This is a genomic window from Ruegeria sp. BB10 (assembly GCF_056535725.1).
Genome location: NZ_JBQFIW010000001.1, coordinates 2,110,875 through 2,135,179, shown reverse-complemented (window position 1 = coordinate 2,135,179; position 24,305 = coordinate 2,110,875). Strand labels below are relative to the sequence as shown.

Here is a 24,305-nt window from a genome sequence, read left to right as displayed (position 1 = left end):
AATGGCGTTTATCTTAGGATCGGGCAGCCCACGGCGGCTGGACCTGCTGGCCCAGCTTGGCGTGCAGCCCGATGCAATTCGCGCCCCCGACATTGACGAAACGCCTTTGAAAGGCGAATTGCCAGTACCTTACTGTAATCGTATTACACGGGCAAAAGTGCAGGCTATTCAGGCGGATAGCGATGATGTCACCCTGTGTGCGGATACGACCGTTGCGCTTGGCCGTCGCATTCTGGGCAAGCCCGAAGATGCGGGGCAGGCGGCCGAATTCCTACATGCGCTGTCCGGTCGGCGGCATCGCGTGATCACTTCGGTCGCTGTGCGATGTGGCGATCGGGTGTTGCAACGTGATGTGGTCTCGCAGGTCAAGGTCAAGCGCCTGTCGGACGTTGAAATCAATGCCTATCTGGCAACCGGAGACTGGCAGGGCAAAGCAGGTGCTTACGCCATTCAAGGCCCGGCCGGAGCGTTCATTCCCTGGATTTCAGGTTCGTTCACCGGCATCGTAGGGCTACCCCTGTCTGAAACTGCCGCCCTTTTGCAGGGTATCGGCTATCCTTTGTATCGTGAGGTGTCATGAAGGGCCGCACCATCGTTCTGGATCATATCGACAACCGCGAAGCTGCCGCCTTGATGGTGGATGGCAAGCTGGATGATTTCCTGATCGCGGGGGGTGCCCCCGCACCGGGCACGATCTACCGCGCCCGGGCCGACCGCCCCGTCAAAGGGCAGGGTGGCATGTTCCTGACAACTCCCGACGGTCCGGCCTTCTTGCGGCAGGTGAAGGGATTGGCCCCGAGCACCCTGATGCTGGTGCAGATCACTGGCTATGCAGAGCCGGGCAAGGCGCTGCCGGTCACAGATCGCATCCTGTTCAAAAGCCGCTATGCGATTGTCACACCCGAAGCGCCGGGCCTGAATATTTCACGCTCAATCCGTGACGAGGACGAGCGCGACCGTCTGCTTGAGATTGCGCATGACTGCATGGACGGCAGCACTTATGGCCTGATTCTGCGCTCTTGTTGTCTGGGTGAAGATGCGGGCGAGATCGCCGAGGACATCAACGCCATGCTGGCCCATGCCAATCAGGTTTTGAATGATCCGGGAACCGAACCCGAGCTGTTGTTGGAGGGCGATGGCCCTCACGTTCTGGCCTGGCGCGACTGGACCGACCCGGCCGAAGTGGTGACGCAGGACGGAAGCTTTGAAACACAGGGCGTGTTGGATGCGTTGGACGAGGTGCGCGGTATTTCCGAGCCGCTTCCGGGCGGCGGGCATTTGTATATTCAGCCCACACGCGCCCTGGTCGCAGTGGATGTAAACACCGGATCCGACACCTCAATGGCCGCCGGAACCAAGGCGAACTTCGCCTGCGCCAAGGTGTTGGCACGTGCGTTGCGCGTGCGGGGTCTGGGCGGGCAAATCACCTTGGACCTTGCCCCAATGCCCAAGAAAGATCGGCGCGGTTTTGAATCAGCCCTGCGCGCCGCGTTCAAGGCAGATGGAATTGAAACCACCCTGGCGGGTTGGACACCATTGGGCCATTACGAACTGCAACGCAAACGCGGCCGTATTCCACTGACGGAGGTGTTGAAATGAGCTGCCCGATCTGTGGTGAAGACACGGTAACCAAGTTCCGCCCCTTCTGTTCAAAACGCTGTGCTGACCTCGATCTGGCCAAGTGGTTGAACGGCTCATATGCGGTTCCGTCGCAGCGGGAAGAGGACTTGGACACGGTTGGATCCGAAGGTCAAACCGAGCAATCGCGCCCACACTGAAAAAATCTGAAAAAGCCTCTGGACACTGCCTGTGGCAAGTCATAGAAGGCCTCCACCCAACGATGAACATCGTTCCCATGCCCGGGTAGCTCAGGGGTAGAGCAGTGGATTGAAAATCCTCGTGTCGGTGGTTCGATTCCGCCCCCGGGCACCATTTATACTTTCAGCAGCATCCAGCACTGTCCGATATTTTCGGTAACGCCATGATTTTGCTGTATTCTGAGTCCAGCGTCGTTCAGGTGATTCCGGGTGCAGCCAGACGATCTGGGGGTATTTCCGGGGGTATTTTCAAAACCACATTAATTCGATTCCTGTTCTCATGCCATTGACCGATACAGCCATCCGAAATACCGCAAGCCGCGAAAAACCTTACAAAATATTTGATGGGGGCGGTTTGCACCTGCTGATCAATCCCGGCGGGTCCAGGCTCTGGCGGCTCAAGTACCGGTTTGGGGGTAGAGAAAAGCTCCTGTCTCTTGGTCCTTACCCCCTCGTCAGCCTCAAACTTGCACGCGAAAAACGTGATGCCGCGAAGTTGCTTTTGCTGGAAGACAAAGACCCGGGAGAGGAGCGGAAACTGGCACGGATTGAGGCCGAACGGGAACGCGCGGTGACCTTTGGCGTGGTGGCCCGGGAGTATGTTTCAAAGCTCGAAAAAGAAGGGCGGGCGCCTGCTACTCTGAAGAAGCTGAACTGGCTCATCAGTCAGACTGAGCCGATGCTTTCAGAACGCCCCGTTGTGCAGATAGAGACCCCGGATGTTCTGCGCCTGCTGCGGCAGGTTGAGAGCAAAGGAACCTATGAAACAACCAGTCGGCTCAGGAGCACGATCGGGTCAGTGTTCCGCTATGCAATTGCGACCGGGCGCGCGCATAAGGATCCGACAGAGGCACTTAAAGGCGCGCTTATCCGTCCGCAGGTGCGTTCCAGATCAGCGATACTTGATCCGAAAGAACTTGGCCTGCTTCTGAACAGGATCGATGCTTTCTCGGGTCAGCCTGCGACAAAACATGCGCTGCATCTGCTTGCCCTTCTGGCCCCGCGCCCCGGAGAGCTCAGACTGGCGACATGGGATGAATTTGAGTGTCAGGAGGCGACATGGCGTGTTCCGGCGGAACGAATGAAAATGCGCCGCCCTCACCGTGTTCCGTTGCCGCAGCAGGCGCTGGATCAGCTGAAAGAACTGCACCGGCATACAGGAACAAGTGATTACCTTTTTCCCTCCGCGCGGTCCTGGAAGAAACCCATGTCGGAAAACACTCTGAACGCTGCACTCCGACGGATGGGGTACTCGTCCGATCAGATAACCGCACACGGCTTCAGGGCAACGTTCAGCACCTTCGCAAACGAAAGCGGTCTGTGGGCTGCAGACGCGGTTGAACGTGCTCTGGCTCATGTTGAGGGCAACGACGTGCGACGCGCCTATGTTCGGGGAGAACACTGGGAGGAACGGGTGAGAATGGCAGACTGGTGGGCGGGTGAGTTAAGCAGAATGAAAGAGGCGGCTCAGGATGATCGGTGAAGTGTTAAAATCTGAAAAGTTTATTACCCTGAGTCAGGAATCGATCGGGTGGCAAAGACTCCTGACCTTTGTTGATGTGAAGAACATCATCGTAAAAACAGAGCTCCCTCTTCTGGATGAAGTCGCCGAGAAAAGTTTTCACCATTGGCTAAACGATTGTGTTGAATGGACGATCAGAGAGCAACTGACTGCGCGCCTGGATTGGGATCAGGTTAAAAAGGTCAGTGATGTCCTTGCGATCTATCGGGGTTCTCCAGTAGCTTTCTGTACAATGAAGACCCTCCACCCCGCTTCCGCGAGCATGGGCCGTTGAAGCAGAGAAGTGGGTGGCTGATGCACAGTGTGTTTTGAAGCATCGTAGTTCTGGTGGTGCCCGGCCAAACGCTGAAAAATGGGTTTTCTATCCCCGGGCGATTGGTCTTTTCACGCGGCTTTTGGTGTAGAACCAGATGCGGTCGTTTCCCGAAAGTCAAAGGGAGTCGGGGAGCTGTGTTTCGGTTTTGAATGCAACTACAGAGACTGTGAACGAGAGGATAGAAGAGCGGAGCTTCTCTGTTTCGGTGCCGGACGACCTCAGGGCGATGGCACTTTGGCACCCCGTACAAGATGGCACATTCAGGAAGCGACTTAAGGCTGTTCTTGAAATGAAGATGAGTCTGGGTCCGGAACCTGGTTGCGTCGAATATCATCCGATCACCGGGAAAATGGATCCGCAGGTCGCTGGATTTGAAGGCCCGGCCGGAGAATTTTCTCAGAAGAGTTCCGGGATGTTTTGTCAGGTCATGGAAATTAAAGAGGAAAATACCTCCGGATTTTGGCAGGTTTGTTCCCGTGAAATGCGTAAAGGTTTCTGTCAGCCTTTAGTGGCCGGTACGACGTTTTGTCGGCCACTTCAGGAAAGGACACAAATGCAACAGGATACAACGCCCTGGCAGAACGTGCAGCCCACCGGGCGCTTACTTCGGCCCGCAGAGGTTGTTGAAAAATCGGACTGTCGCGCAGTCAGATTTATCAGATGATTTCCGAAGGACGCTTTCCTCCGTTTATAAAACTAAGTGACCGGGCGTCCGCCATGCCCGATCCTGGTTGAGCGCGTTTGTGGAAAGCTGTGCGAAAGTCAGCATCGGTCAGGGCTAAAAGCAATGAGCAAATCAATCGTCATGCATCCCGACGACATGGGGAAGGTTTTTCCAAAACTCTTGAAGACCTGCGCTGGGCAAGGATCTCGGAACTGACGTATAACGGCGCGGACGAGCGCAGTGCGGACCTTTCGCGCGACTTGAAATCGAGAAGAAAAACAGCTCGCGGCGGAAATCGGCCATAACCGAGCATTGCTGTCCAACCTTGTTCACGAGTTTGAAGGGAAGCATTGCTGGTACTGTTCCGTTCGATACGAAGCGCCGCCGGAAGGCTTTTGGGACAGGGTTTTCTGTGGCTTTCGAAATTGAGCCGATAGCATAGAACGGCCGGGGCCGACTTTCTCCGGCCCCACCGTGCTCTTTCTTTAACTTGTGGTTTTGGCTTCTGGTTTCGTCCAGTTCCACGACGCTTTTGCGGTTCGCGTTGCGACCGGAGAATCAGACAGGAAAGACAAATGCAGGGATCCACAGTCAGTTCTGCCGGTCGAACAAAATCCGTCAATGAAAAAGCTGCGTTACAGCTTGCTGAATCCGGATACAGAATTTTCCCGTGCAACCCCAATAATAAGGCGCCGCAAAACGGTGTGAAATGGAAACAGGTTGCCACTTCTGATGTGCGGCAGATTGAAGCCTGGTGGGCAAAATGGCCTGATGCACTTCCTGGACTGCCGACCGGATCAGTCAATGGAGTAGCCGTCGTCGACCTCGACGTGCGGGAGCACAAAGACGGAGTCGCCGCATATCTGGATCTTGGTCTTGATGCCGAAGACGCAGCAATGGTTGTTCGGACCGCTGGCGGAGGTAAGCATCTCTATTTTGAAAACGCGGATGGTATCCGAAACTCGACGACCAGCGCCGGTATAGATGTCCGAGGAGAGGGGGGCTACGTCATAGCTCCGGGCGCAGTCAGCAAAACCGGTTCTTATACGGTGGAAAAGGTGACCCAAGGGTTGCTCAGCTGCTGCTGACCGCGTTCCCGCAGGCGCTCACACGGTCTGTCAGCAGCCCTCAGAAACGTGAGTCCATTCATTATCGGTATAAGCTGGCTGAGCTTGCAGAAGCACTCTTCAGGATCCCGAATGACTTGCCGTATGCGCAGTGGGTAAGAATTCTGATGGCAGTTCATCATGCGACGGCCGGATCCGGGCCGGGCTCAGTCTCGTACAGGCCTGGAGTGCTGACTACACCGGCTACGACTCTAAGGAAGTAGCAAGGAAGTGGCGTAGTTTCGGAAAAGCCGAGGCTCCTGCTGTGACTGCTGATACGCTGTTTGCAGAAGCGAGAAGCTTTGGCTGGCTGGCAGTTTCGCCAAACGATTTTGATGACGACCCGGAAGAGTTGCCAAGCATCGAATTCCTGCTCGGTGAAGACGCCTCAAAGTCAGCTGATACCGGTGGGCTTACGTTTCTCACCCTGACCAATGTGCCGATCTGCCCATCCGTGACTACGTCATCAAGATGTTGATCGCACCCGGGCAGATAGGATGCATCTTTGGTGAGCCCAGGGCTGGCAAATCTGTTTGCTCCGCGGCTTGGCTACGCTGTCGCTCGTGGAGAGGATGTCTTTGGTTTGCGAACTAAGCAGGGCAGGTGTTCTACATCGCTTGCGAGGATGAAGATGGTATGGCCGGGCGCGTCGCGGCTCTCTGTGGTGATCTTGGCATAACAGATGGTTTCCAACTGGTTCAGGGTTGCGGAGATCTGTTTTCGCGAGGTCAGGTGGAGGGAAAGGGCAGCCCCGACCTGGAGGCTCTGGTGAAACAGGTCAGATTGGTCCGGCCTTCCCTTATTGTGATCGACACACTTGCCATGGCAATGCCCGGACTGGAGGAGAATGACGCTGCAGGTATGAACCGCGTTGTGCAGATTGGAAAACGCCTTGCACAATCTGGGGCGGCGGTCATCTTTGTTCATCACGGAACCAAAGCTGAGGGCAATACACCCAGGGGCACTCTGTATTTAACGGAGCCCTCGACTTTTCAATAATGGTCAGGACTGCCGACCGGAACGGAATTGTTCGGGGCAAAATCCGCAAGAACCGAAACGGATCACCTGACCTCAACTTTGCGTTCAGAATCGGCTCTCGCCACCTTGGTTACGACATAGACAGCGAACCCGTGGATGCACCGATCTGTCTGCCGTGCAGCCCGGGGGATCCAGACGGCAATCCGATACTCACGTCCGCTGAAGCGGCGGCTTTCACGCTTTACATGGAAATGTCGGACGGGGTTGAGCTGAGCGTAACTGACTGGCGAAAGGCCGCTACTGATGGATTGAGCGTTTCAGGCAGTGATAACCGCGCCAGCAGACAAAAGGCGGTATCCAGAGCTCTTTCAGGGCTTGTGAAGAAAGGGAGGATTGCTGTCGAGAACGGTTTGATGTTCGTTCCACGGATAGTGGAAAACGATGATTGGGATGACATCGAAGAGGATCAGGATAGTGCAGGAGACTGAGCGGACATTAAGACAAAGTCTGCTGATTGTCCTGTCTGTCTGAAGGAAGCCGGCCCCTCGCATGACGGACAGACAGGACACCCCCTTTAGGGGTGTCCCTGTTGTCAGGTCTGCGGGGCGTCTGCAGAGCAGGATTACGACGGAGTTATCGATCAACAAACGGGTCCCTCCGGTTGTCAAACGCTCACCGTGGTCAGCGCAGAGCTCGGCTTTTGAGAGTTTTCCTTCCAGCCTAAGCGACACCCGTTTGCAGGTGTTTCGCTGACGTCTCCGTGGTGTCGCCTGACAGCAGAATAAGATGTTCGTTTTGTTAACGTCCCGGACCTATTCCGAATTGCTGTAGCGTGCTATTTCTCAAGGGAAGTTCGCATACGACGGCAATAGAAATGTGCTGTCGCAAAGCACAGGCAATTGGTGGCAAAAGCCTGGATCAGGTGTGCGTTAACGAGAAATCCACCAAATGTGCTCATAATGTTCTTGCGGCTAGGGTGGCTCCCAGCCATAATGACAGAAAAATTCCCAGCGAAGCGAGCAGAGATGACGGACTTTGAGATCCTTCTCAGGAAGGCGGGCTATTCGGTACCCCAGGCAGCAGAACACCTCGACTATTCTGAGAGCCACATTTATCGCTGGGTCAGAGGTGAAGAAAACCCAGAGACGGTGTCATTCGTTTGCTGGAGTTGGAAGTCGATCGGCGGGGCCTACCGAAAACAAAGGTGGCTTCACCTTTATCGATTTGTTTGCAGGGATTGGTGGCTTGCGCAAAGCTATGGAGGGCGCAGGTGGGCGATGTGTGTTTACCTCCGAATGGGATAAATTCGCCCAACAGACCTATCTTGCGAACTTTCCCGACAACCGGCCGATCGCGGGCGATATCCGGGAGGTGGATGCAGCAGCAATCCCTGAGCATGACGTCCTGGTGGCGGGTTTCCCTGTCAGCCTTTTCAATTGCAGGTGTTTCAAAGAAGAATGCGCTAGGCCGACGACACGGCTTTGATGACGGACTCAGGGCACGTTATTTTTTGACGTTCTAAGAATCTTGATGGCGCACCGCCCGGCAGCTTTCCTGTTGGAAAACGTCAAGAATCTCAGAAGCCACGATCGGGGCGGACGTTTGAGGTGATCAAGCGCAAGTTAGAGGATGAGCTTGGGTACAAGCTTCAGACACGGGTAATTGATGCGGCACACTATGTGCCTCAGCATCGCGAGCGGATCGTAATGGTCGGGTTCCGAGAAGACGTGCCATTCTCGTTTGATGATATCGATCTGCCAAGACGGGGTCGTTTTGTGATGGGGGACATTCTTCATCCGGAGAATGGGCTGGAGGTACCGGAGCGTCACTATACGGTGGGTGCCAAGGCTGTCGTCAGCGATAAGTATACCCTGAGCGACAAACTTTGGCAGTACTTGCAAAATTATGCGGCTAAGCACCGCGCAAAAGGTAACGGGTTTGGGTTTGGTTTGGTGCAGGAGACAGCATATCCCGGACCCTATCCGCTCGCTACTACAAGGATGGCTCAGAGATTCTTGTCAATAGGGGCGAGGGCCGGAATCCGAGGCGCCTGACGCCACGGGAATGTGCCCGCCTGATGGGATACGACGAAGAATTTCGGATTCCGGTGTCAGACACTCAGGCTTACAAGCAGTTCGGAAACTCTGTGGCTGTGCCGGTATTCTCAGATGTTGCGCGCCTTATGAGGCCACATATCCTGAGTTTGACGAATTACAGGGCGGAAGCGGCTATCCAAGTTGGTTGACATTCATGACATCAAGACGCGTAGCCGGAACATGGCGGCGATACGTGGGTCAGATACGAAACCGGAAATGATAATTCGCCGTGCACTTCATGCACGCGGCTTCCGTTTCCGGCTACATAACAAAGCCTTTCCGGAAAGCCTGACCTGACTTTACGCAAACATCGCGCGGTCATCTTTGTGAACGGGTGTTTTTGGCACGGGCATGGATGCAACCTTTTCAAGTGGCCTGGACTCGGGAAGAGTTCTGGAGAAAAAAAATCTATGGGAATATCAAGCGAGATCGCAAAACGTATTCAGCACTAGGTGAGGCTGGGTGGCGCATTGCATTGGTCTGGGAATGTGCGGTTAAAGGAAAACGGCGACTGCCGTTGGAGGAAACAATGGATCGTCTGGTTCAATGGCTGCAATCGGAGAAAGAAATGTTAAGCATCAGCGGAGAGGGAACATGACGCTGATCCGATTGCGGGTATACCCTTCATAGTCGTAGCTTCGAATTATCAATTATTTCCGACAGGTTAGAATAACAGATGATAGATCTGACAAACCCACCTGATGCTCCTCGCCTGATACACGGCCTGCGAGACACGGGCTATGATTTCAATACCGCTGCGGCCGACATCGTGGATAACTCGATCGCAGCGCACGCTTCGAACATTAACATCGAAGTGGTGCTCACTCCTGAAGGCAGGAAGTTCGTTTACTTCGGGGATGATGGCGATGGTATGAACTTCGACGAGCTTTATGATGCTATGCGCTATGGTGCGAAAGCACGACCGAACCTCGCCAGCCTCGGAAAGTTCGGGCTTGGTCTGAAGACAGCGTCAAGCTCGGTCTGCTTGCGGTTTACAGTTATATCGAGGCGTAATCCTGCAGACGAGCTGGCGAAACTTACGGGATCTTCTCCATGTTTCTGAAGTGAACTCCTGGGATATGTTAAAGGAAGACATTACCGCGGACGAGCATGAAGCATTTGAAGAATATTGCGGCGATACTGGTACGCTGGTGATTTGGTCGAATTGCGATCGACTGCTGCAAAGAAACTACGAAGAACCGGGGGGAGCGAAAGAGAAGGCTGCAGTGAAGCGTGTAACAGAAAATCTCGCTTCTCATCTGTCGCTGGTTCACCATCGTTTTCTGGATCCCGATGATGCAACGGTTCCGAATGTGTCGATCTTTGTAAATGGTGACAACCTCGAAGGCTGGAACCCGTTTTATCCCGAAGGGTCAGAGCAGGTTCTTGGGCCAAAGCAGCAAAACTGGAATGCATTCTGGAAGATGGCTCCGTTGAAACAGCAATACTGAAAGCCTGGATTTTACCCCACAGCAGCGATTGCACCGACGAGCAAAAAGAAAAATCCGGCATTCTAACAAAGGTCAGGGTTTTACGTCTTCAGAGAAAACCGGCTGATACAAACCGGCGGGTGGCTTGGAATTCATGGCTGGAGCGCGATGGAGCCACACATGTCTTTGCTTCGGGTAGAACTCGACTTCTCCCATGAGCTCGATGAAGCGTTCAGAGTAGATGTGAAAAGTCTCGTATATTGCTTGATCCTGCTCTTGAGACACGGGTTAAATCACTGATCACTCCGGTCAGAAGAGAAGCCGATGCCAGAAACCGCAGGATTTCAAAGGCGGCTACTGCAAAACGCGGGATCGACCACTCCAGTTCAAACAAGAGTGTTCAGAAAACCCTAATGTCAAAAAACCATCAGTGGTTTCTGCAAACGTCGAAGGCGGTACCGCTGTCGTATCCAACACGTTTGGTCCGACAATCAAGTTGAAAGCTCCGGTTCAGAACGATGTAAACGCGGAGAGCGTCTACATTGAAGCAGTAGAGGATATGCACTCTGGCGGGTTGTGGGAGCCGGCACTGAGAAGTTCAACGGACAAAGACCACGTCGTCTCGGTTAGGATTAATAAGTTCCACGACTTTTATCAGAAGATTTATCTTAGAGCTAAAGACCCGGCTACCCGTTGAAGGTATGGACTTGCTGCTGTGGGCTCTGGCCACGGCTGAGCTGGATCACAAAACCCGGAGCTCGAAGCTGTTTTCGAAGACTTTCGCGAAGAAGTTGCACTTAATCTGAAGCGGTTACTAAGAGAAGTGTCATTGCCGGCGGATCACGAATTAGGCGACGCGCAATCTGAACTAGATGTTTAACGACAAAGCAGAACTCGTCCGAAGAACTCTGGCCGTCGGGACCGGTGCTGAAATCAGCCTAAAGTCCGACAAGTCAGGGCTTCAGACATCTCTCCAGATCTGGTTTGCGGACCGGGCCGGCGCAACGGGCCAGTTGTGTCATTGGGGCCCTCTGGCTTGCGCCGGCACCGCGTTGTGCTGAGCTTCGGATCTGCATCTGAGGCAGTTATTTTGCAGATGAATCAAGCGGATAACGAAGCCAAAAACTTGCATTCAGTCTGACGGGAAGTATCGGATCAGAAATTGACCTCTATTTTCCGGAAGGGATGACCTCAGAGAACTGGGCGGTTGATGATATCAGCTTTTCAATTACGGCTGAGAGACGAGGGATAAACTCCGTTGTTGACGATGGAGAGGTCTCCCGAACCTGTGAAGAAATTGTTGTGCCCATGTTGGCCGCAGTAGCTGAACTAATTGGATATGATGAGGTGCATCCGGACGTTGAGCGCGGCGACGCCGAAATCTTCGAAGGCGCAGTATCTCTGAGTGCCGTCAAACGAAGAGAGCGCAATCCAAGAAACCGTCTTCTGGCAATTCGTCTTCATGGGCATCGTTGCGGAATATGCGGCGTGGATCCGCGAGAAACCTACGGCGAGGCAGGTGAGGTCATTGAAGTGCACCACCTTCAGCCACTGGCGAGCTTGGATAAGCCAAGTACTTACGATCCGGTATCGGACCTGATCCCATTGTGTCCGACATGTCATCGCGTCGTGCACACACGTCGTCCGGTTCCCGGACCCCAAGTGAGGTTTCGGAGATGATGGAAATGAAGAAGACTGACGTATCAGCGTTTCCGAATGACTTTGCTATGAAAGAAAATCCTCCGGCCGGGTTCACTTTGTCCGAACGTGTCGGAGACCCGACTTTGCTAATTGAAAAGTCGGGCATTAGCTACAAGGCGAGCCTCCGGCCGGCGTAAGGTGAAAGGAGAGATTGTTACCGGACTGGCGCCTTCGCTCAAGCATAACTGGTATGTTGAAGGAAGTGTTATTCGGCCCCTACCTCACGACCGGCAGAGACAATTGAGCGCCTTTTTGCGGTTACGATCTCGAGAATCTTTCGTTCCCTGAGGTTCTGGCTTTGCGGCGGCTTTCTCAGGATCTCATCTCGGTAGAACTTGAAGATGATGTCCTCAAACCTGCTCGCGATCAGGCTGGGGCGTATCCTGTTGAAGCTTCGATCCCGGGCTTAGATGCGACGTTGTTCGGATACCGTGCCACCGGAGTAGCCTGGATGAAGGAAACGCTTTCTCACACTGGCGGGTTGATCCTTGCAGACGAAATGGGCTTAGGCAAAACAATACAAATTATTTCACTTCTGTTGCTCGACCCGCCTACAGAGACTGCACCGGCTCTAATTGTGTGCCCAACGAGCCTCATTGCAAACTGGCGCAGAGAAATCCATACCTTTGCACCGGAATTGTCCGTTATGGTCCATAGGGGGGCTCATCGGGCGGGGATTTTTCGAGATCTTCAGGTGGCGCAGGTTGTGATCACTACCTATGAAACTGCGGTGAACGACATCTCAATTTTCAGTGCATTTGAATGGGGTTGGGTGATTTGCGATGAGGCACAGGCTCTAAGAATCCGGCATCGGCCCGAAGGAGCGAGCTGGCGTCAGTTCCGCGTAAGCGGTGTATCCCAATGACCGGAACGCCGGTTGAGAATAGCCTTTAGATCTTTGGTCGATTGCCGACTTCGCAATACCGGGACTGCTTGGTACGCAGTCAGAATTTGAAGCGGAATTTCCGGATGGGGTGGCCTCAGCGAAGGAGCTGAAAAAATATCTGAACCAATAATACTGAGAAGACTTGTAGGCGACGTTGCAGGAGACTTGCCTGAGCGCGTGGACATTGATCTCCCGATAGAACTAGGTAATTCACTTGCTGCCGAGTATGAACGTATCAGGTCCGAGACACTTGAAAAATATCCGTCTGCCGGCGCTCTTGTTGCCACGGGTCAGCTTCAGATGTTTTGTGCTCATCCTGGTTGCGATCACAGACTTCATTTGCCGAGCTATACGAGGAAAACGCACAGATCGACTGGGGCAGTTCCGAAGCTCTTGTCACACCGAAGTTGGAGCGAACTGTCGCACTGATACAGGAGGCGTTCTCCAACGGTCGCAAGGTTTTGGTTTTCGCTTCTTACAACCGGTGTGGAGATCTGATCAGGCAAGCTCTCCAACCCGCATCCGAAGTGTTCTGGTCTGCAATTAATGGTTCAACCTTGCAAGAGGATCGTCAGATTATTGTTGACGACTACACTGCCCACGATGGCCCTGCTTGCCTCATTCTGAATCCGAAAGCTGCCGGCGCAGGCTTAAACATCACTGCTGCAACTGTAGTCATACATTATACGCAAGTTTGGAATCCCGCCTTAGAAGCTCAGGCCAGTGCCAGAGCACATAGAAGAGGGCAAACCGAACCGGTGACAGTGTACCGGTTATACTATGAGGACACAGTTGAAGCTGTGATGTTGGAACGCTCCAGTTGGAAGAGGGAACTAGGGAATGAAGCTATACCGATAGCAACACGAGACGATTTAGACCTGAAGCGCGCGCTGGAAATTACACCGGACAGAACAAATGACTGAAAAAACATTCACCAAACAATTAACGGCAAATGACACTGGGGAGTCAGGTGCCCATCAGGCAGGCATTCACGTTCCCAAAGGAGAAAAGGAACTGATTGCATTTCTTCCCAAGTTAGACCCGAGTGTAAAGAACCCGGACGCTTGGCTCAGCTGCGTTGACGTGGATGGTGGGAATGGTCGTTCAGGTATGTATTTTATAACAACAAATTTCACGATCCTAAAGGAACGAGAGACGAGTACCGAATTACTCATATGACCAAGTTTTTTAAAGCTTTTGGAGCAAGTGAAGGTGATTTGTTCAAGATTTCCAGTAAGGAGGGCGAATCCAAATTTCAGATAAGTGTTATTCCAGCTGCCATAGAAGAATCGTCTAGCCAGTCAGGCAAGATCAAGCTTACGGGTTGGAACCGGGTACATTAAATTTGTCAAATCTCTTTGAATTAATCTCGGCTTAGAATGGCTAAAAACCGTGAGAGTTAGGTTTCAGTGAGGTACAAGCGACAAACTCGTTCTCACTGCGCCCAAGATACTCCTTCTGGCGATACCAATCCAAAGCCGCCGGTATTCATCCGTCGAATGCAACTCGTGACGCATCGCCCAAACCAGATCTTTGCCGCTCATATAGATGTACCGGTGCTTGCCACGATCGGACGATCAGATACAGCTCTCAAAGGGTAAACAGCGACGTATTCCGTCATCTCGTTCATTCGCATTGGGTCTCGAATTATGACAAGCAAGCCACATCCAATGAGCAATGAATGTCGAGCTTCGTACATAACTGCAACAGCCAGTTAAGGCCAGATATTGATAATTTTTAGGTTAGCTTCCCACACTCTTTCAGCAAGCAAATCGCGGTCTCCAACCGATCCGGTGTCGGTTCGGGTGGATTGCCTTGTCTTGTGGTGCCCGGGGTAAGTGTCCATCCACCTTCATCCATTACGACCTTCAATCTTAGTATTTGTTTCCCACGCGTTTTTGCGTCCGCGAGTCCGCGACCCACTGCCCAATAGGCATGCTGGGCCATAATCCAAACGTCAAAAATCCGAGTTAGGAATTCAGCTGGTCTCAAGGTATTCCATACTTCGGCGTCCTGCTTTGCGCGGCGAAGCGGGAGCCTATCCGCGCTTTCGAAGGTATTGGATTGTTCAGGGCTTCACTTAGACAGAATACCAGAGCGCGGAATATTGCGCCGGTAAGTCGATTGCCGTTGTAAGGTTTTCTGTGCAACTCGACTTGTAATTGGCGAAGGAAATCGACAGGGTTTCCTTCCACATTCACGGTCCGCATCCATTCGTTTGCTGTTTTCGGAATTTCTGCCGTCGGCTCCAGCTCATCCAGAAAAGCCCGTGCGATTTGACCGCTTCTCATCGGTCCTTGAAACAGCAAACCAATGGCCCAGAAAAGCACACTTTCCAACGCAAGACGGAACAACTGACGAACTTGCAACGTACGCCATTCATCCGAAGCCGCAGGCCTGCTAGACGCATTTCTCCACGATTTCGGCAAATCCGCCATTCGCGTACGGATAGCCTCTGGTGAAGGATCGGGCTTGGAGATCCGAATAAGCCGCGGCCAGCAGCGCAATCCCATCACGCCGGATGTTGTTTGCCTCCCTGCCGCCGAGCCGGCAAAACATCGTTTTCTTCTCTGTTTTTGAAATATCTTTCATGCCCCAAAGTGCGCCCCATCGGCTGGCGTCACTTCGATTGACTTTCACCTCACCAAATTTGTTGAACGCTTCGTGCCCCAGTTCATCGCGAATTGCGTTCTCGAATTCATCAAGGAGAGGAGTTAGCCGTGGGTCGGGTTGAAACACTCCCAATCCTTTTCAATTGGGATTAGCCATCCGAGAGTGCGGAGACTTGGGCCGTAGTTCAAAGGGGAAATGAATCCTGTTGAATAGCGGCGCATATTCTTTCTGGCTTCCCACTCGCTACCGCCGAAAACGTAACTCTCTTCTGATATCAGGGTTTGCATTGCTTGCCGTCCTGGAAGATCTGCATTGGGGTCGTTAAGGAACTGCGACCATGCATAGATCGCTTCAATTCGATCAACGAAATCCCGCATCTCAGCGTCGCTCGCATGGATTTCATTTCCAGTTTCGACTATCGTCCTGACGCGTCGCCAAGCCCAAGCCATAACAACGTAGGGGCGGATATGCCTAGCCACGTTATTAAGGTCGGAAATATTCGATCCATAAGGCCAAAGTTAATCTGTCTCAAACCAAGAGGGTCAACGCCGCCGAGCTCGGTTTTAGATGGTGCCACGATGCATGGCTCGCTTTGCTGGTGGGCCTCTTCCAGTAGGAACTCGAGTGTCAGCATACCTTAGCAATCCTTGTTGAGTATGATGCGCGCGCAGCAATCGCAGCGGGTGACACCATTTGTGCGCAGTTCCGAGCGCGCTATCGCGGGGAGACGGATACTTTTAGCGGACAGTAGTCCGTTGGCGCTTCGACAATAGTGAACTTGGCGAATTCGTCCGGGTCCTCGATTGCACGCCGTAGTTTTGGCCAAAACTTAGAGGCTTTTAAGCTGTCGAAACCACTTTCGGGACCAGATGCGGTCGCAGCTGCAACGTAAGCGCGAATCTGTTCCCCCATCGTTTTGGCTTCGCATACTTTCGAGAGTTCCGATAAGAGATCGGCTTTGGGGTTTAACACGTCGACAAAAGCGGAAATGCACGATGGATCGACCGTCAGTTTCTCGGGTCCAACCCGCGTTTGAGCAAGAAGCGTCGCGCAGTTATTTCTCCTGAGCGGTGATGAGGTAAGCTATGAAAGAGAAGTGCTGTGGCAATGATGATGTCGGCCTCCGGTCCCTCCACTGCAACAATCTGGCTCAGGATCCTCCAGACCCAAGATTGAACTTCTGTGGATTCAGGTCGGATGCGATCTGTTAGAAAATGAGCAAGCGACAAGGCGATCGGAGCATTTCGTCCCTCAGAAGCAGGATCGAGCATCTTTTCAAGTAGTTGACCAAAAAACTTCCGCGACTTTTCATTGTTCTTATCGTCTTTTGAAACCTGCTTGGAGCGCGCCGCCGTACCCTCCTCCTCGCTATCGTCGTCCATGGTATCGCCACTTGGCCATGGCCCTCGGTTTTGCGCGAATGCTGCTCGAAGTAGATCCATCGATCTTCGCCATGCGTAGTTTTGGCCTGCATCCTGCATTGCCATTGAAGCGTGCATGGATTTCGACACGGAGCTGAGATCGCCAACTGTTATTGTAGTTGCTTTCCGAACAGCGCCCTCGGTCGATTGTCCGCTCAGTCCATTCATTGGAGCATTGGGTAATCGCGCGGGGTCCTCGTTGAACCACGCGAGTATTGCGGCAACATCTTCTGGGGTATCGGTGCCTGTGAGCACTGCGATGAGCTGGGTCGCTAGGGCACCAGAGCGCCGAATCAGCTCCAGCGCGATAGTGACTGATAAGAATCCCTCCCAAACTTGTGGTCCTTGTTGCAACCGAAGAATATGGCGTCCGGTTTGGAATGAATCCAATTCGACACTGCTCACATTGATGCAGAACTGACCTTTTCATCTACATGAACTTCGCCAAGTTCGTCAGCTCGCCGAGGGCTTCTGAGATGCGCCTCAGTTGTCCCCGCTCTAACATGCGTCAACACATTGCCAACAATGATATCACCATCGAGCTTCGCGGAGAGCATACCAACTCCATCTGAGTAAACGGTATCCGCCTCATTGTCGCCGGCTGGCAAAATCGCGGGAGGTACGCCAGGAGAGGTTTGCCAGTACGATTTTGCGTCTCGTTGTACGCGAAGCACGTTGGCCTCGACGTTTCGCCCATACAATCCGGCTTCAGTAGCGTTTGCACTGCCTGAAAGGACAAGTCGCCCTCGCCGACAAACAACTTCGATTGCTTTTCCATGTAGCTGTCGCTCATCACTGGCAAGGTGTTGAACACCAATCGCTTTCCATGCCTGCAGCGCATCAATTGGCCAGTCAGGCGTTGAGTCACCCCAAACGCTTCCTGCCGGGTGTGCGTGGAGCTGGATGTTGTCGCAGCCCGTTTCTGCAGCCAACCTTGTCAGCCCCTTTCCGTCCAGATCAAAGTAGGGTGAAACGATTATGATCTGTGTCGCGCCGCCGAGGTCGTCGGCATATACTGCGATTTGTTCAGCAATGGGCGCATCCAGACTGTGTAGCAGTCGAACCCGACCATCACGAATACCTCTTTAGCCGCTTTGCGCAGATCCTCGGCGATCTCGTTGCTTGCATCCCCAGCTGAGGTTGCGACTTCGTTCGAAGAGCCAAGTGCTTCAAAAATGCTGCGGTATCTTCAAAAGCATCAGCGGCGAAGCTCGGGTGAAGATGTTCCACAAACTCTAGGTTCCCGCCCCAGCCAGAGAATGTTAGGTTTCCTGAACCCACAAGCAAATGTGCGTCATCTTCTCGCGATAGAACACTAACTTTGGGGTGAAAAACGCCAGAACCTTTCCGGACGACCGGCGCAACTTCGTAGTCACGGCCAACACGCCGCGCGCCTTCCTCGCTCAGCGCGGCGCGAATACCTTCAGGATCGGAGAGTATCAGAGAAGTCGAGCTGCGCCCGCGTACCAAAGCGTCCAAAATTACCGCCTCAAAGAACGAAAGGCTAAGAGCGTATGTCGTGAACGCTGCGCGGCTCCAAGAAGCGGCGGCAATGAGGTCAACTGGTTTCAAGGAAAAATTTAACCTTATTAATATATTGGCGTCTATCTGAGAATCCTGCATGAAACAGGTTCGACCGGACGCGATATTGTTTTGGCCTCAAGCAAAAAACAACGGCTATTTGTTCCCAGTAACAAGCAAAATACATACAGCAAGTTAGACACGCACTTGAGCTTCCCAACCAGGCTGCCAACGCGCCATATTTTTTGCCTACTCACAAACTCGCTCGCATCGCTTCAATTTCTTTGCGTTCAATCTCAGAAATCTCCAAGTTGTACTTCCGTGTCACACGAACAAACCTAGTTACGTATTCACATTGAAACCCACCTGATGGTGGAACCCAATCAAGAGGCCCTTTGGCTCCTTTGTCTTGATTGACGTTGCTCGATACTACAAACAAGTTGGTCGGGTCATTGGCAAAACTGGCTCTTTTTCGGCAAGCCAAGAGTGAGCACCTCGGTCCCACGCCCACTTTAACGGAACCAAATGATCGATCTCTACATCCTGAGCAATAGTCTCGACATTGCCAGTATAAGGATCGAGCCACCTTCCTCGAACGACCGTACAATTGCTCTGCGATAAGGTTACGTCTCCTGTAGACATCTCCTGCAAAACTTCTTGCCGAGTGTTTTGGCAGTCGCCATCATTGTCGGACCAGCCACCGAACAGCGAGCGGTCGTAGCGGGCAATTTTGCCTCCGTCTCGATCTCTTCGATTAAGGATTGTCTGTTTGGTGTTGCACTGAACACCACTCTGCGCGAAGAAATTTGGTCCTCTTGTCCGTCTTCACTAAGTACGGGGCGAACGGACGAGTAGCCAACTGCAATTAGGTGCTTCCTCGACCATTCCAGAAGCTTGGTGTCCGTAACGAAGTCCAGGCAGGTACGTAAGACAGCTTGTGACCTTCGTTGACTAAGGTCCAAATTTCCTAAAAAGGCCTCCCGCGGGGATGAATTTCTTCGCCACTCTGACGAAGCGTGACCTTCGATTTTTACCTCAGCGATATCGACCCCTGAATTGCGAAGTGTAGACAGCCACGGCTGGCAAGCATCCGCTAGGAACTTAGCGAGGCTCGGGGTAATGTTTGCTTTCCCTTGATCAAATAGCACCCTGTCAGGCAGGATTATTGCACCGGCGTCATCTATATGGCCACCAATGTTGGCAACTATACCGCCAAGCTCCGACTTCAACGCGCCAACGAGAGCAGCTTCTTGGGCTTCAGCATCCTGGATTTTTCCGGATATTCCCTCCAACGTCCGCCCAGCTTTTATCAGGTCGTCAAGAGCGGCCATTTCGCGCAGAAGATTTTTTGCCTGCCCCGCTTCGACAAGGTCAGCAAGATTTCGTTGGATATCTTCAGGCAGGCTTGCTGCAGCATCTGTTAGGCGCCTCAATTCGTCTTCGTCGATGAAGCGCCACTTTTCTTGAGGATTTTCAACGCTGTCCGGCGTAGAAAAATCCATGCCGTTTTCTTTGAGCGCTACGAATGCTTCAATTGATCCATCATTGATAGAGGTCAGCACGGTCTGCCTTTGCACCTCTGTGAGTTGCCTGAATGCAGTTACATCTGGTGTGTTTTTCTTTTCTTCCTCCCATTGCCAAAACGCAAATAAGAAGAAGCGCAAATGCAATCAGGATAAACGCTTCCGCCATCGTGAGCCCCATGATAGCTCCGCGACGGTAGTTTCGATCTGACTGTTGAACACTAGTCACTAAGTATCAGACCTCTTGGCACCCCAAAACGAGGCCTTTGGGGAGTGACAGTGAATGGCTCTTCTACAGCCGCCTCTAGATCTTCCGCCGACGCGTTTTGCTCAGGCACTCCATGCTCAAAAACTGCGTCCTTAGGCAACTCGTCCAACCTTTCTTTGAAACGGTCCAACGCTGGGACAATCCTCTTTTCCATTGCATCTGCGGCTCGTCGAGTGATTTTGATGTAATTCAACATCGCTTCGTCCTGAGCCTTAAGCCGTTTTCAGCGGTCTCCAATTCAGCATTTAATCGCTTCCGGCGGTTTTGAATTTCTTCGAAGGACTGGCTTTCTTGCTCTTTCAAACGGTTTTTTAGGTTCTGAATTTCAGACACCAGTTCAGTGAGTGCAGCCTGGTTTTCTTTGTTTGCTTGCAGAATTGACGCCGTAATCTCAGTTATTGCTCTCTTGGACGCCTCTGAGAAGGACTTCTCGATGTTTTCCGCCAATGTGCTAGCCGATTGTTGTAACGCTTCCCGATGATCCTTCACAAAGTCTTCAGTTGCTTCTCGGAGCCTATTGTCCCGTTCCGTTGCCATCTGAATCGACTCTGTGGAAAATGCTTTCATCTGCGACATCGTACCGGAGAGATCTTTGCGAAACTCCGCATATGCCCGATTGAGGTCTGCACGAACCGCTCGATCCTTCGCAACGAAATCAGGGCGCATTTGCATAAGTAGAACCCGCAAAAATACGCCAAAAATCGTCGATGACAATGCCACTCCAAAGCCAGAGATAACTTCCGGGATCGCTATAGGCTTGCCTTGATTGGCCGCTGGATCAGCCATCTGATAGAGAGTGAACGCCAAGCTAGCCAAGGTAAACAGAAACCCAAGGTAATAGCAGTTATCACCAATCGCTTCGGGCTCAATTTTAAGGCGGCCGCCGGCCCAAGCGACAAGTGCATAAGCTGACAAAACTGCGGCAGAATACCCCGCTGCAACGAACGGGTGGACACCCATGAGTTTGAGAATAACTCCTCCGAAGACCCCAAGAACGAAGGCTAGCATAAATGCTACTCGGTCTAGGTTTTCACGTGGTGCCACATCATGAAATTTGGAAGTTCTTGATCCCATCTTAAAGGTCCCCCAAGGAAGTAACACTGGGAGGGCGACTGCCTTGTTTGTCGAAGTACCTCGTCCAAAAATCTTCAACAGCAGTATTTGAAGGAGCGTTTGAAATCAGCCTTGGAACGCGCAGGATTTGAATGGAAACACCTGAGAGGTTTCCAGCTAGCCTTTGCGGGCCACCTTGTTGCACAAAGTAATCCCATCCTTGGTTCCGGTAAAAGCTCAAATTATCACTGTGTTGGAGCATGTCGGACACTACGATTATTTTTCGGTTGCCAGATGTGTCTGCAAAGTAGGGGTTTCGGAAACAAGGGCCTGAAGCGCTTCCATGATTGGAGATTGATTCTCTTTCTCACCAGACATCATTGATTCCAGAGTGGCCTCAATAGGAACAGTGAACTCGCGCTCGTAACGTTCCGCGATTATTGTTGGGTTCTCATAGAGTCCATTGGCATCAACACCAGTCGCGGGCTTGCATTTTGCGAATTTGGCACCCCAGTTGACGCTCGATTCACTCACCACACCTAAAGCAATCATGGTATCAACAGATGCTTCACGCACTTCGCGGGCGATAATTGTCTTTAGTCGAGCTTGCTGCGTTTCACTCAATGGATCAGTCAAATCAAGAAGAATTGAGACTACATTGTGAACGCCTCCAGTGTGACATAGCGTTACCTCGTCAACTTCAGCTTTTGAAATAAGCTTTGGGAAACGAAACCTATGCCCGCCATCAATCCGATACAGGCAACGATAACTATTCCCAAACGAGGTTGTTTGCCTCGGCGCCCTTTCGACGTTGTGTCCGGCGGCGTTTTGAATAACCACGTTTTTGGCCATTATGCCGATCCAAGCCTCTCATCAGAAACCACCTTGAGAGGCGGCTCTCCGTCGACGTCGAAACTTCCCAATGAAGATTTTTGGACCGGTCGATAAATGTGCCTTCTAATTCGTCAATTTCATAGTGTGATTTCACGGCTTCATGAAAACTGCAAGATTTCATGGATCGACTTCGTCACCATTTCTGAGACTTCTTTCGCCTGCTCTTCTGCCTCCTTGCGTCTGGTTAAATCTTCTTGAGTGGTTTCGAATTTCTCAAAGGCGTAGGGTTCGTTGAAGTACTCAGGCGGCCCTTCATTCCTTGCGGCTCTGTTCGCGTCCCGATACATCGAAAGAAGGTAGTTGGCGGCTATGTCGCACTGTTCCAAGAACGGCTTCAGATTTGATTGAAGAGCTTTTTGACCATAAAGCGCATCGATTGAATCATTGATGTTTCTGCGAACCTCATCATTGGCAGCGCGCAAACCGTTTACAGCATCGTCTCGATGCTCCGCTAGCGTCTCAATGGATTCCTCAAGATTAGCGACATAGTCATCCCTAGCGTCAATCACATCCTGAGAGACTTTCGAATATCCGGTATGGGTCTGAATGATTGTAACCTTTAAGGAATGACAGTATCGAAATGAACAATCCCAAAGTAAATAGTACGTAGGACTCCATGGTGTGCAAAACGATTGGGTTTGCCACCATGGTCTGAACAACTGCACTACCAGCTTGGCGCCAATCACCAATACGTTCCACGGCATCCCTGAAATGTGCGACGCCCGCGTTATATGTCAGGGCAAACACAAGGAAAGAAAGAAAACGAGGCCGCAAAGTTTTTTACGAGATTGGCGATACCCTGACAGTTTATGTATCTAGTACCCATTCCCAAAAGGGTGCTTAGGGATACGTTGCCCACTGAAACGAGAAGAGCCGCGAGTAGCCCGCCCAAAAGACCTAAAGTGTTCTTCTGAGCAAAAGGTAAGCGTTTCCACCAGATTCTAAAATGACCAGTACGAGCGACAATCCGATCAAAGCTACCCAACTTGAGGCGTTTTTGCAGGCCTCTCCAGTTGGTTGATTTCTCTAAACTTGTTGCGCCATCGGAAGGTCTCTTGAACCCGCTCTCGGGGGTGACCATCATGGATTTCCATTTTGTCACCTCCTCAGCAAATTTTGCCTTTGAGTCACTTGCTTCTGTTTCCACCAGCATTCGGGCAGATACCGCCTTGTTCAGACGTTCAGCGTAAACTCGGCGATTGGTTTCGTAGTTCTCAAGACCTCGCCGCCGGAGATCCTCTACACGCGCGATCGCTTTGAGTTCAACATGATCAAGTGTCTTCGCATTCGGTTCGGTTGATTTGCCGAACCCTAGATGCTCCCTCAGACTTTAGATCTAAGTCTGTCGCCAACCGATCTTTATCAATGTCGGGAAACACTGCTGCTGTCGGTAGAAACTCGTCCGACTTAAAAATTTCTGACAATGATTTCAGCAAAGGAGTTCCCTCTTACCTAACTCGCCATTGGGCTTATCGAAATGTCGCAAGAGTGGCTTGATCCAGGCAAACCGCGTCCGCGAAGTAACTGATTTTGATACAACAGAAACGCTCGGAATAGCCGCGCATCAGCCCTGATGAATCGTCCATGGCGACGCTATCACACTGATACTTAGCTGCAAGATTGATCAGCAAAATCAAATTCATCCACCTGCTAAAACAGCGCACCGCGACCTTTGACTGCTGAGCGCAAAGAGAAACCGCCTTTCCATTGCAAACTTCGCTCAATTGCCTCAGTTTCTGCAGTAGCCGGCCTGTTTGAGTTTCGAACGAGCTGCTCGAACTTCATACTGTTTGTATCGACCACCTGAATACCGCGCGCAATCCAAAGCAAATCCGTTGGCAATCAAAACCGCAGCCACATCATTGCCGTTCACATAGCAGATTCCAATCATTCGATCGTATGATCGCTCTCCATTGAGCTCACAGGTCACAGTCTTTCGATGCACCATCTTCAACATCTCAGCCTTTGCTTGCTGTCCAGCCTCAGTACCAAGCTCCATGGCATCAACACCATTTAGACGTACTTTGATGCCTGCAACAATGATTGTGTCACCATCAATAACACGGGCTTTGCCCTCAATTTTCTGGCCTGCTGATGCTAAGCTGGCTGCCGTAGCCGCTACCGCAAGTATCCCGTAAACCAACTCTTCAGGTCGAACACCTCAAACATAGATGAACTCAATTATTTTAGTGGCAATGGTAGGGTTTTTTCCGGCGTGGCAGCACTGGCTAGGCGGGCTGTTTTTACGGCACCCGCCGCTATGCTCTATATCTTCTGTAGTTGAGAACTTCGGTTCAACCGTCTGTCTGGCATAAGCCGGAACCGCAAATAGAATGGCTACAGCGCTAAAATAAGCAAAAAGTTATTCATATGAACGTGCTCCTACAATTTACACAGTTACACAAATTAATTGTGGGCCGTTAGATCTTGATGCATTTTGTGATCGGACATTCTTTTGTGATTTTCTGCCAATCTTCCTGTGTCTACAGCCTTGCC

Annotated in this window: 30 protein-coding genes, 1 tRNA gene and 2 pseudogenes; 22 read left to right on the top strand and 11 right to left on the bottom strand. The window is 52.0% G+C overall.

Going from position 1 to position 24,305, the window contains the following annotated elements; genetic code table 11:
* The first annotated feature begins 1 nt into the window (after window position 1).
* The 8 genes from ACR3EP_RS10960 to ACR3EP_RS10925 all read left to right on the top strand — a co-directional run bounded on the left by ACR3EP_RS10960 (window position 2) and on the right by ACR3EP_RS10925 (window position 4,390).
* Window positions 2-580 (top strand): Maf family protein, encoded by a 579-nt coding sequence (locus tag ACR3EP_RS10960; protein ID WP_480637782.1) that lies wholly within the window; start codon window positions 2-4, stop codon window positions 578-580.
* A complete protein-coding gene (locus tag ACR3EP_RS10955; RefSeq protein WP_170507764.1) occupies window positions 577-1,599 on the top strand; it encodes a ribonuclease E/G in 1,023 nt (340 codons plus the stop codon). Before ACR3EP_RS10960 ends, ACR3EP_RS10955 begins: the two co-directional genes overlap by 4 nt.
* Window positions 1,596-1,778, top strand: coding sequence for a DNA gyrase inhibitor YacG (locus ACR3EP_RS10950; RefSeq protein WP_480637781.1), 183 nt, complete (start codon window positions 1,596-1,598; stop codon window positions 1,776-1,778). The genes ACR3EP_RS10955 and ACR3EP_RS10950 overlap by 4 nt, the downstream gene beginning before the upstream one ends.
* A gap of 79 nt (window positions 1,779-1,857) precedes the next feature.
* Window positions 1,858-1,932, top strand: a tRNA-Phe gene (locus tag ACR3EP_RS10945).
* Window positions 1,933-2,097: 165 nt separating this feature from the next.
* On the top strand, window positions 2,098-3,300 hold the full coding sequence (locus ACR3EP_RS10940; RefSeq protein ID WP_480637779.1) for a tyrosine-type recombinase/integrase: 1,203 nt from the start codon (window positions 2,098-2,100) through the stop codon (window positions 3,298-3,300).
* Window positions 3,290-3,613: a hypothetical protein gene (locus ACR3EP_RS10935; protein WP_480637777.1), complete on the top strand. Its 324-nt coding sequence runs from the start codon at window positions 3,290-3,292 to the stop codon at window positions 3,611-3,613. The genes ACR3EP_RS10940 and ACR3EP_RS10935 overlap by 11 nt, the downstream gene beginning before the upstream one ends.
* Before the next feature lie 268 nt (window positions 3,614-3,881).
* Window positions 3,882-4,319 (top strand): hypothetical protein, encoded by a 438-nt coding sequence (locus tag ACR3EP_RS10930; protein ID WP_480637776.1) that lies wholly within the window; start codon window positions 3,882-3,884, stop codon window positions 4,317-4,319.
* A complete protein-coding gene (locus ACR3EP_RS10925) occupies window positions 4,316-4,390 on the top strand; it encodes a hypothetical protein (protein ID WP_480639015.1) in 75 nt (24 codons plus the stop codon). Before ACR3EP_RS10930 ends, ACR3EP_RS10925 begins: the two co-directional genes overlap by 4 nt.
* A gap of 61 nt (window positions 4,391-4,451) precedes the next feature.
* Here ACR3EP_RS10925 and ACR3EP_RS10920 read toward each other — a convergent pair whose 3' ends face one another.
* Window positions 4,452-4,844 (bottom strand): hypothetical protein, encoded by a 393-nt coding sequence (locus ACR3EP_RS10920; protein WP_480637775.1) that lies wholly within the window; start codon window positions 4,842-4,844, stop codon window positions 4,452-4,454.
* 50 nt (window positions 4,845-4,894) lie between these two features.
* Between ACR3EP_RS10920 and ACR3EP_RS10915 the strand changes: the two genes are divergently transcribed.
* The 14 genes and pseudogenes from ACR3EP_RS10915 to ACR3EP_RS10850 all read left to right on the top strand — a co-directional run bounded on the left by ACR3EP_RS10915 (window position 4,895) and on the right by ACR3EP_RS10850 (window position 13,695).
* Window positions 4,895-5,407, top strand: coding sequence for a bifunctional DNA primase/polymerase (locus ACR3EP_RS10915; RefSeq protein WP_480637774.1), 513 nt, complete (start codon window positions 4,895-4,897; stop codon window positions 5,405-5,407).
* A gap of 130 nt (window positions 5,408-5,537) precedes the next feature.
* Complete coding sequence (locus tag ACR3EP_RS10910; protein ID WP_480637772.1) at window positions 5,538-5,903, top strand: PriCT-2 domain-containing protein; 366 nt, start codon at window positions 5,538-5,540, stop codon at window positions 5,901-5,903.
* A 125-nt stretch (window positions 5,904-6,028) separates the two neighbouring features.
* Entirely contained in the window at window positions 6,029-6,424 is a 396-nt protein-coding gene (locus tag ACR3EP_RS10905; RefSeq protein WP_480637770.1) for an AAA family ATPase, read from the top strand.
* The gene (locus tag ACR3EP_RS10900) at window positions 6,424-6,891 is read left to right on the top strand and encodes a hypothetical protein (protein ID WP_480637769.1); all 468 of its coding nucleotides are present in this window, start codon (window positions 6,424-6,426) and stop codon (window positions 6,889-6,891) included. Before ACR3EP_RS10905 ends, ACR3EP_RS10900 begins: the two co-directional genes overlap by 1 nt.
* A gap of 471 nt (window positions 6,892-7,362) precedes the next feature.
* Window positions 7,363-7,707, top strand: a complete 345-nt coding sequence (locus ACR3EP_RS10895; protein WP_480637767.1) for a helix-turn-helix domain-containing protein — start codon at window positions 7,363-7,365, stop codon at window positions 7,705-7,707.
* Window positions 7,661-8,457 (top strand): annotated as a pseudogene (gene dcm / locus ACR3EP_RS10890) (DNA (cytosine-5-)-methyltransferase). The gene ACR3EP_RS10895 and the pseudogene dcm overlap by 47 nt, the downstream one beginning before the upstream one ends.
* Window positions 8,458-8,480: 23 nt before the next feature.
* Window positions 8,481-8,648 (top strand): DNA cytosine methyltransferase, encoded by a 168-nt coding sequence (locus ACR3EP_RS10885; protein ID WP_480637766.1) that lies wholly within the window; start codon window positions 8,481-8,483, stop codon window positions 8,646-8,648.
* Window positions 8,649-8,679: 31 nt separating this feature from the next.
* Window positions 8,680-8,951, top strand: a pseudogene (locus ACR3EP_RS10880) (hypothetical protein).
* 224 nt (window positions 8,952-9,175) lie between these two features.
* A complete protein-coding gene (locus tag ACR3EP_RS10875; RefSeq protein ID WP_480637764.1) occupies window positions 9,176-9,562 on the top strand; it encodes an ATP-binding protein in 387 nt (128 codons plus the stop codon).
* A gap of 16 nt (window positions 9,563-9,578) precedes the next feature.
* Complete coding sequence (locus ACR3EP_RS10870; protein ID WP_480637763.1) at window positions 9,579-9,950, top strand: hypothetical protein; 372 nt, start codon at window positions 9,579-9,581, stop codon at window positions 9,948-9,950.
* Between the two features lie 1,164 nt (window positions 9,951-11,114).
* On the top strand, window positions 11,115-11,609 hold the full coding sequence (locus tag ACR3EP_RS10865) for an HNH endonuclease (protein WP_480637762.1): 495 nt from the start codon (window positions 11,115-11,117) through the stop codon (window positions 11,607-11,609).
* Window positions 11,610-12,081: 472 nt separating this feature from the next.
* Complete coding sequence (locus ACR3EP_RS10860; RefSeq protein ID WP_480637761.1) at window positions 12,082-12,495, top strand: SNF2-related protein; 414 nt, start codon at window positions 12,082-12,084, stop codon at window positions 12,493-12,495.
* Window positions 12,496-12,836: 341 nt separating this feature from the next.
* On the top strand, window positions 12,837-13,439 hold the full coding sequence (locus tag ACR3EP_RS10855) for a C-terminal helicase domain-containing protein (RefSeq protein WP_480637760.1): 603 nt from the start codon (window positions 12,837-12,839) through the stop codon (window positions 13,437-13,439).
* Window positions 13,432-13,695: an EcoRII N-terminal effector-binding domain-containing protein gene (locus tag ACR3EP_RS10850; RefSeq protein ID WP_480637758.1), complete on the top strand. Its 264-nt coding sequence runs from the start codon at window positions 13,432-13,434 to the stop codon at window positions 13,693-13,695. Before ACR3EP_RS10855 ends, ACR3EP_RS10850 begins: the two co-directional genes overlap by 8 nt.
* 809 nt (window positions 13,696-14,504) lie before the next feature.
* On the opposite strand, the gene ACR3EP_RS10845 is transcribed toward ACR3EP_RS10850, so the two are convergent.
* The 10 genes from ACR3EP_RS10845 to ACR3EP_RS10800 all read right to left on the bottom strand — a co-directional run bounded on the left by ACR3EP_RS10845 (window position 14,505) and on the right by ACR3EP_RS10800 (window position 23,952).
* Window positions 14,505-14,870, bottom strand: a complete 366-nt coding sequence (locus ACR3EP_RS10845) for a hypothetical protein (protein ID WP_480637756.1) — start codon at window positions 14,868-14,870, stop codon at window positions 14,505-14,507.
* A 46-nt stretch (window positions 14,871-14,916) separates the two neighbouring features.
* A complete protein-coding gene (locus ACR3EP_RS10840) occupies window positions 14,917-15,255 on the bottom strand; it encodes a hypothetical protein (RefSeq protein WP_480637755.1) in 339 nt (112 codons plus the stop codon).
* An 881-nt stretch (window positions 15,256-16,136) separates the two neighbouring features.
* Window positions 16,137-16,511: a hypothetical protein gene (locus ACR3EP_RS10835; RefSeq protein ID WP_480637753.1), complete on the bottom strand. Its 375-nt coding sequence runs from the start codon at window positions 16,509-16,511 to the stop codon at window positions 16,137-16,139.
* 440 nt (window positions 16,512-16,951) lie between these two features.
* The gene (locus ACR3EP_RS10830) at window positions 16,952-17,482 is read right to left on the bottom strand and encodes a phospholipase D-like domain-containing protein (RefSeq protein ID WP_480637752.1); all 531 of its coding nucleotides are present in this window, start codon (window positions 17,480-17,482) and stop codon (window positions 16,952-16,954) included.
* A gap of 1,212 nt (window positions 17,483-18,694) precedes the next feature.
* Entirely contained in the window at window positions 18,695-19,741 is a 1,047-nt protein-coding gene (locus tag ACR3EP_RS10825) for an OmpA family protein (protein ID WP_480637750.1), read from the bottom strand.
* Between the two features lie 310 nt (window positions 19,742-20,051).
* Window positions 20,052-20,936 carry a hypothetical protein gene (locus tag ACR3EP_RS10820; protein ID WP_480637748.1) on the bottom strand — a complete coding sequence of 295 codons (885 nt, stop codon included), beginning with the start codon at window positions 20,934-20,936 and terminating at the stop codon, window positions 20,052-20,054.
* Between the two features lie 255 nt (window positions 20,937-21,191).
* Entirely contained in the window at window positions 21,192-21,767 is a 576-nt protein-coding gene (locus tag ACR3EP_RS10815; RefSeq protein ID WP_480637747.1) for a hypothetical protein, read from the bottom strand.
* Between the two features lie 140 nt (window positions 21,768-21,907).
* Window positions 21,908-22,495 (bottom strand): hypothetical protein, encoded by a 588-nt coding sequence (locus ACR3EP_RS10810; protein WP_480637745.1) that lies wholly within the window; start codon window positions 22,493-22,495, stop codon window positions 21,908-21,910.
* 41 nt (window positions 22,496-22,536) lie between these two features.
* Entirely contained in the window at window positions 22,537-22,962 is a 426-nt protein-coding gene (locus ACR3EP_RS10805) for a hypothetical protein (protein WP_480637743.1), read from the bottom strand.
* A gap of 576 nt (window positions 22,963-23,538) precedes the next feature.
* Window positions 23,539-23,952, bottom strand: coding sequence for a thermonuclease family protein (locus tag ACR3EP_RS10800; RefSeq protein WP_480637741.1), 414 nt, complete (start codon window positions 23,950-23,952; stop codon window positions 23,539-23,541).
* Window positions 23,953-24,305 lie beyond the last annotated feature (353 nt).

What these genes read in the sequence shown, in the direction of transcription:
- ACR3EP_RS10895 (WP_480637767.1), top strand. Translation starts at nt 7,363, where the DNA reads ATGTTCTTGCGGCTAGGGTGGCTCCCAGCCATAATGACAGAAAAATTC.
- ACR3EP_RS10950 (WP_480637781.1), top strand. Translation starts at nt 1,596, where the DNA reads ATGAGCTGCCCGATCTGTGGTGAAGACACGGTAACCAAGTTCCGCCCC.
- ACR3EP_RS10960 (WP_480637782.1), top strand. Translation starts at nt 2, where the DNA reads ATGGCGTTTATCTTAGGATCGGGCAGCCCACGGCGGCTGGACCTGCTG.
- ACR3EP_RS10815 (WP_480637747.1), bottom strand. Translation starts at nt 21,767, where the DNA reads ATGGCCAAAAACGTGGTTATTCAAAACGCCGCCGGACACAACGTCGAA.
- ACR3EP_RS10885 (WP_480637766.1), top strand. Translation starts at nt 8,481, where the DNA reads ATGGGATACGACGAAGAATTTCGGATTCCGGTGTCAGACACTCAGGCT.
- ACR3EP_RS10860 (WP_480637761.1), top strand. Translation starts at nt 12,082, where the DNA reads ATGAAGGAAACGCTTTCTCACACTGGCGGGTTGATCCTTGCAGACGAA.
- ACR3EP_RS10900 (WP_480637769.1), top strand. Translation starts at nt 6,424, where the DNA reads ATGGTCAGGACTGCCGACCGGAACGGAATTGTTCGGGGCAAAATCCGC.
- ACR3EP_RS10955 (WP_170507764.1), top strand. Translation starts at nt 577, where the DNA reads ATGAAGGGCCGCACCATCGTTCTGGATCATATCGACAACCGCGAAGCT.
- ACR3EP_RS10875 (WP_480637764.1), top strand. Translation starts at nt 9,176, where the DNA reads ATGATAGATCTGACAAACCCACCTGATGCTCCTCGCCTGATACACGGC.
- ACR3EP_RS10835 (WP_480637753.1), bottom strand. Translation starts at nt 16,511, where the DNA reads ATGGACGACGATAGCGAGGAGGAGGGTACGGCGGCGCGCTCCAAGCAG.
- ACR3EP_RS10865 (WP_480637762.1), top strand. Translation starts at nt 11,115, where the DNA reads ATGACCTCAGAGAACTGGGCGGTTGATGATATCAGCTTTTCAATTACG.
- ACR3EP_RS10820 (WP_480637748.1), bottom strand. Translation starts at nt 20,936, where the DNA reads ATGGGATCAAGAACTTCCAAATTTCATGATGTGGCACCACGTGAAAAC.
- ACR3EP_RS10935 (WP_480637777.1), top strand. Translation starts at nt 3,290, where the DNA reads ATGATCGGTGAAGTGTTAAAATCTGAAAAGTTTATTACCCTGAGTCAG.
- ACR3EP_RS10805 (WP_480637743.1), bottom strand. Translation starts at nt 22,962, where the DNA reads ATGCTGGTGGAAACAGAAGCAAGTGACTCAAAGGCAAAATTTGCTGAG.
- ACR3EP_RS10930 (WP_480637776.1), top strand. Translation starts at nt 3,882, where the DNA reads ATGGCACTTTGGCACCCCGTACAAGATGGCACATTCAGGAAGCGACTT.
- ACR3EP_RS10940 (WP_480637779.1), top strand. Translation starts at nt 2,098, where the DNA reads ATGCCATTGACCGATACAGCCATCCGAAATACCGCAAGCCGCGAAAAA.
- ACR3EP_RS10870 (WP_480637763.1), top strand. Translation starts at nt 9,579, where the DNA reads ATGTTAAAGGAAGACATTACCGCGGACGAGCATGAAGCATTTGAAGAA.
- ACR3EP_RS10915 (WP_480637774.1), top strand. Translation starts at nt 4,895, where the DNA reads ATGCAGGGATCCACAGTCAGTTCTGCCGGTCGAACAAAATCCGTCAAT.
- ACR3EP_RS10850 (WP_480637758.1), top strand. Translation starts at nt 13,432, where the DNA reads ATGACTGAAAAAACATTCACCAAACAATTAACGGCAAATGACACTGGG.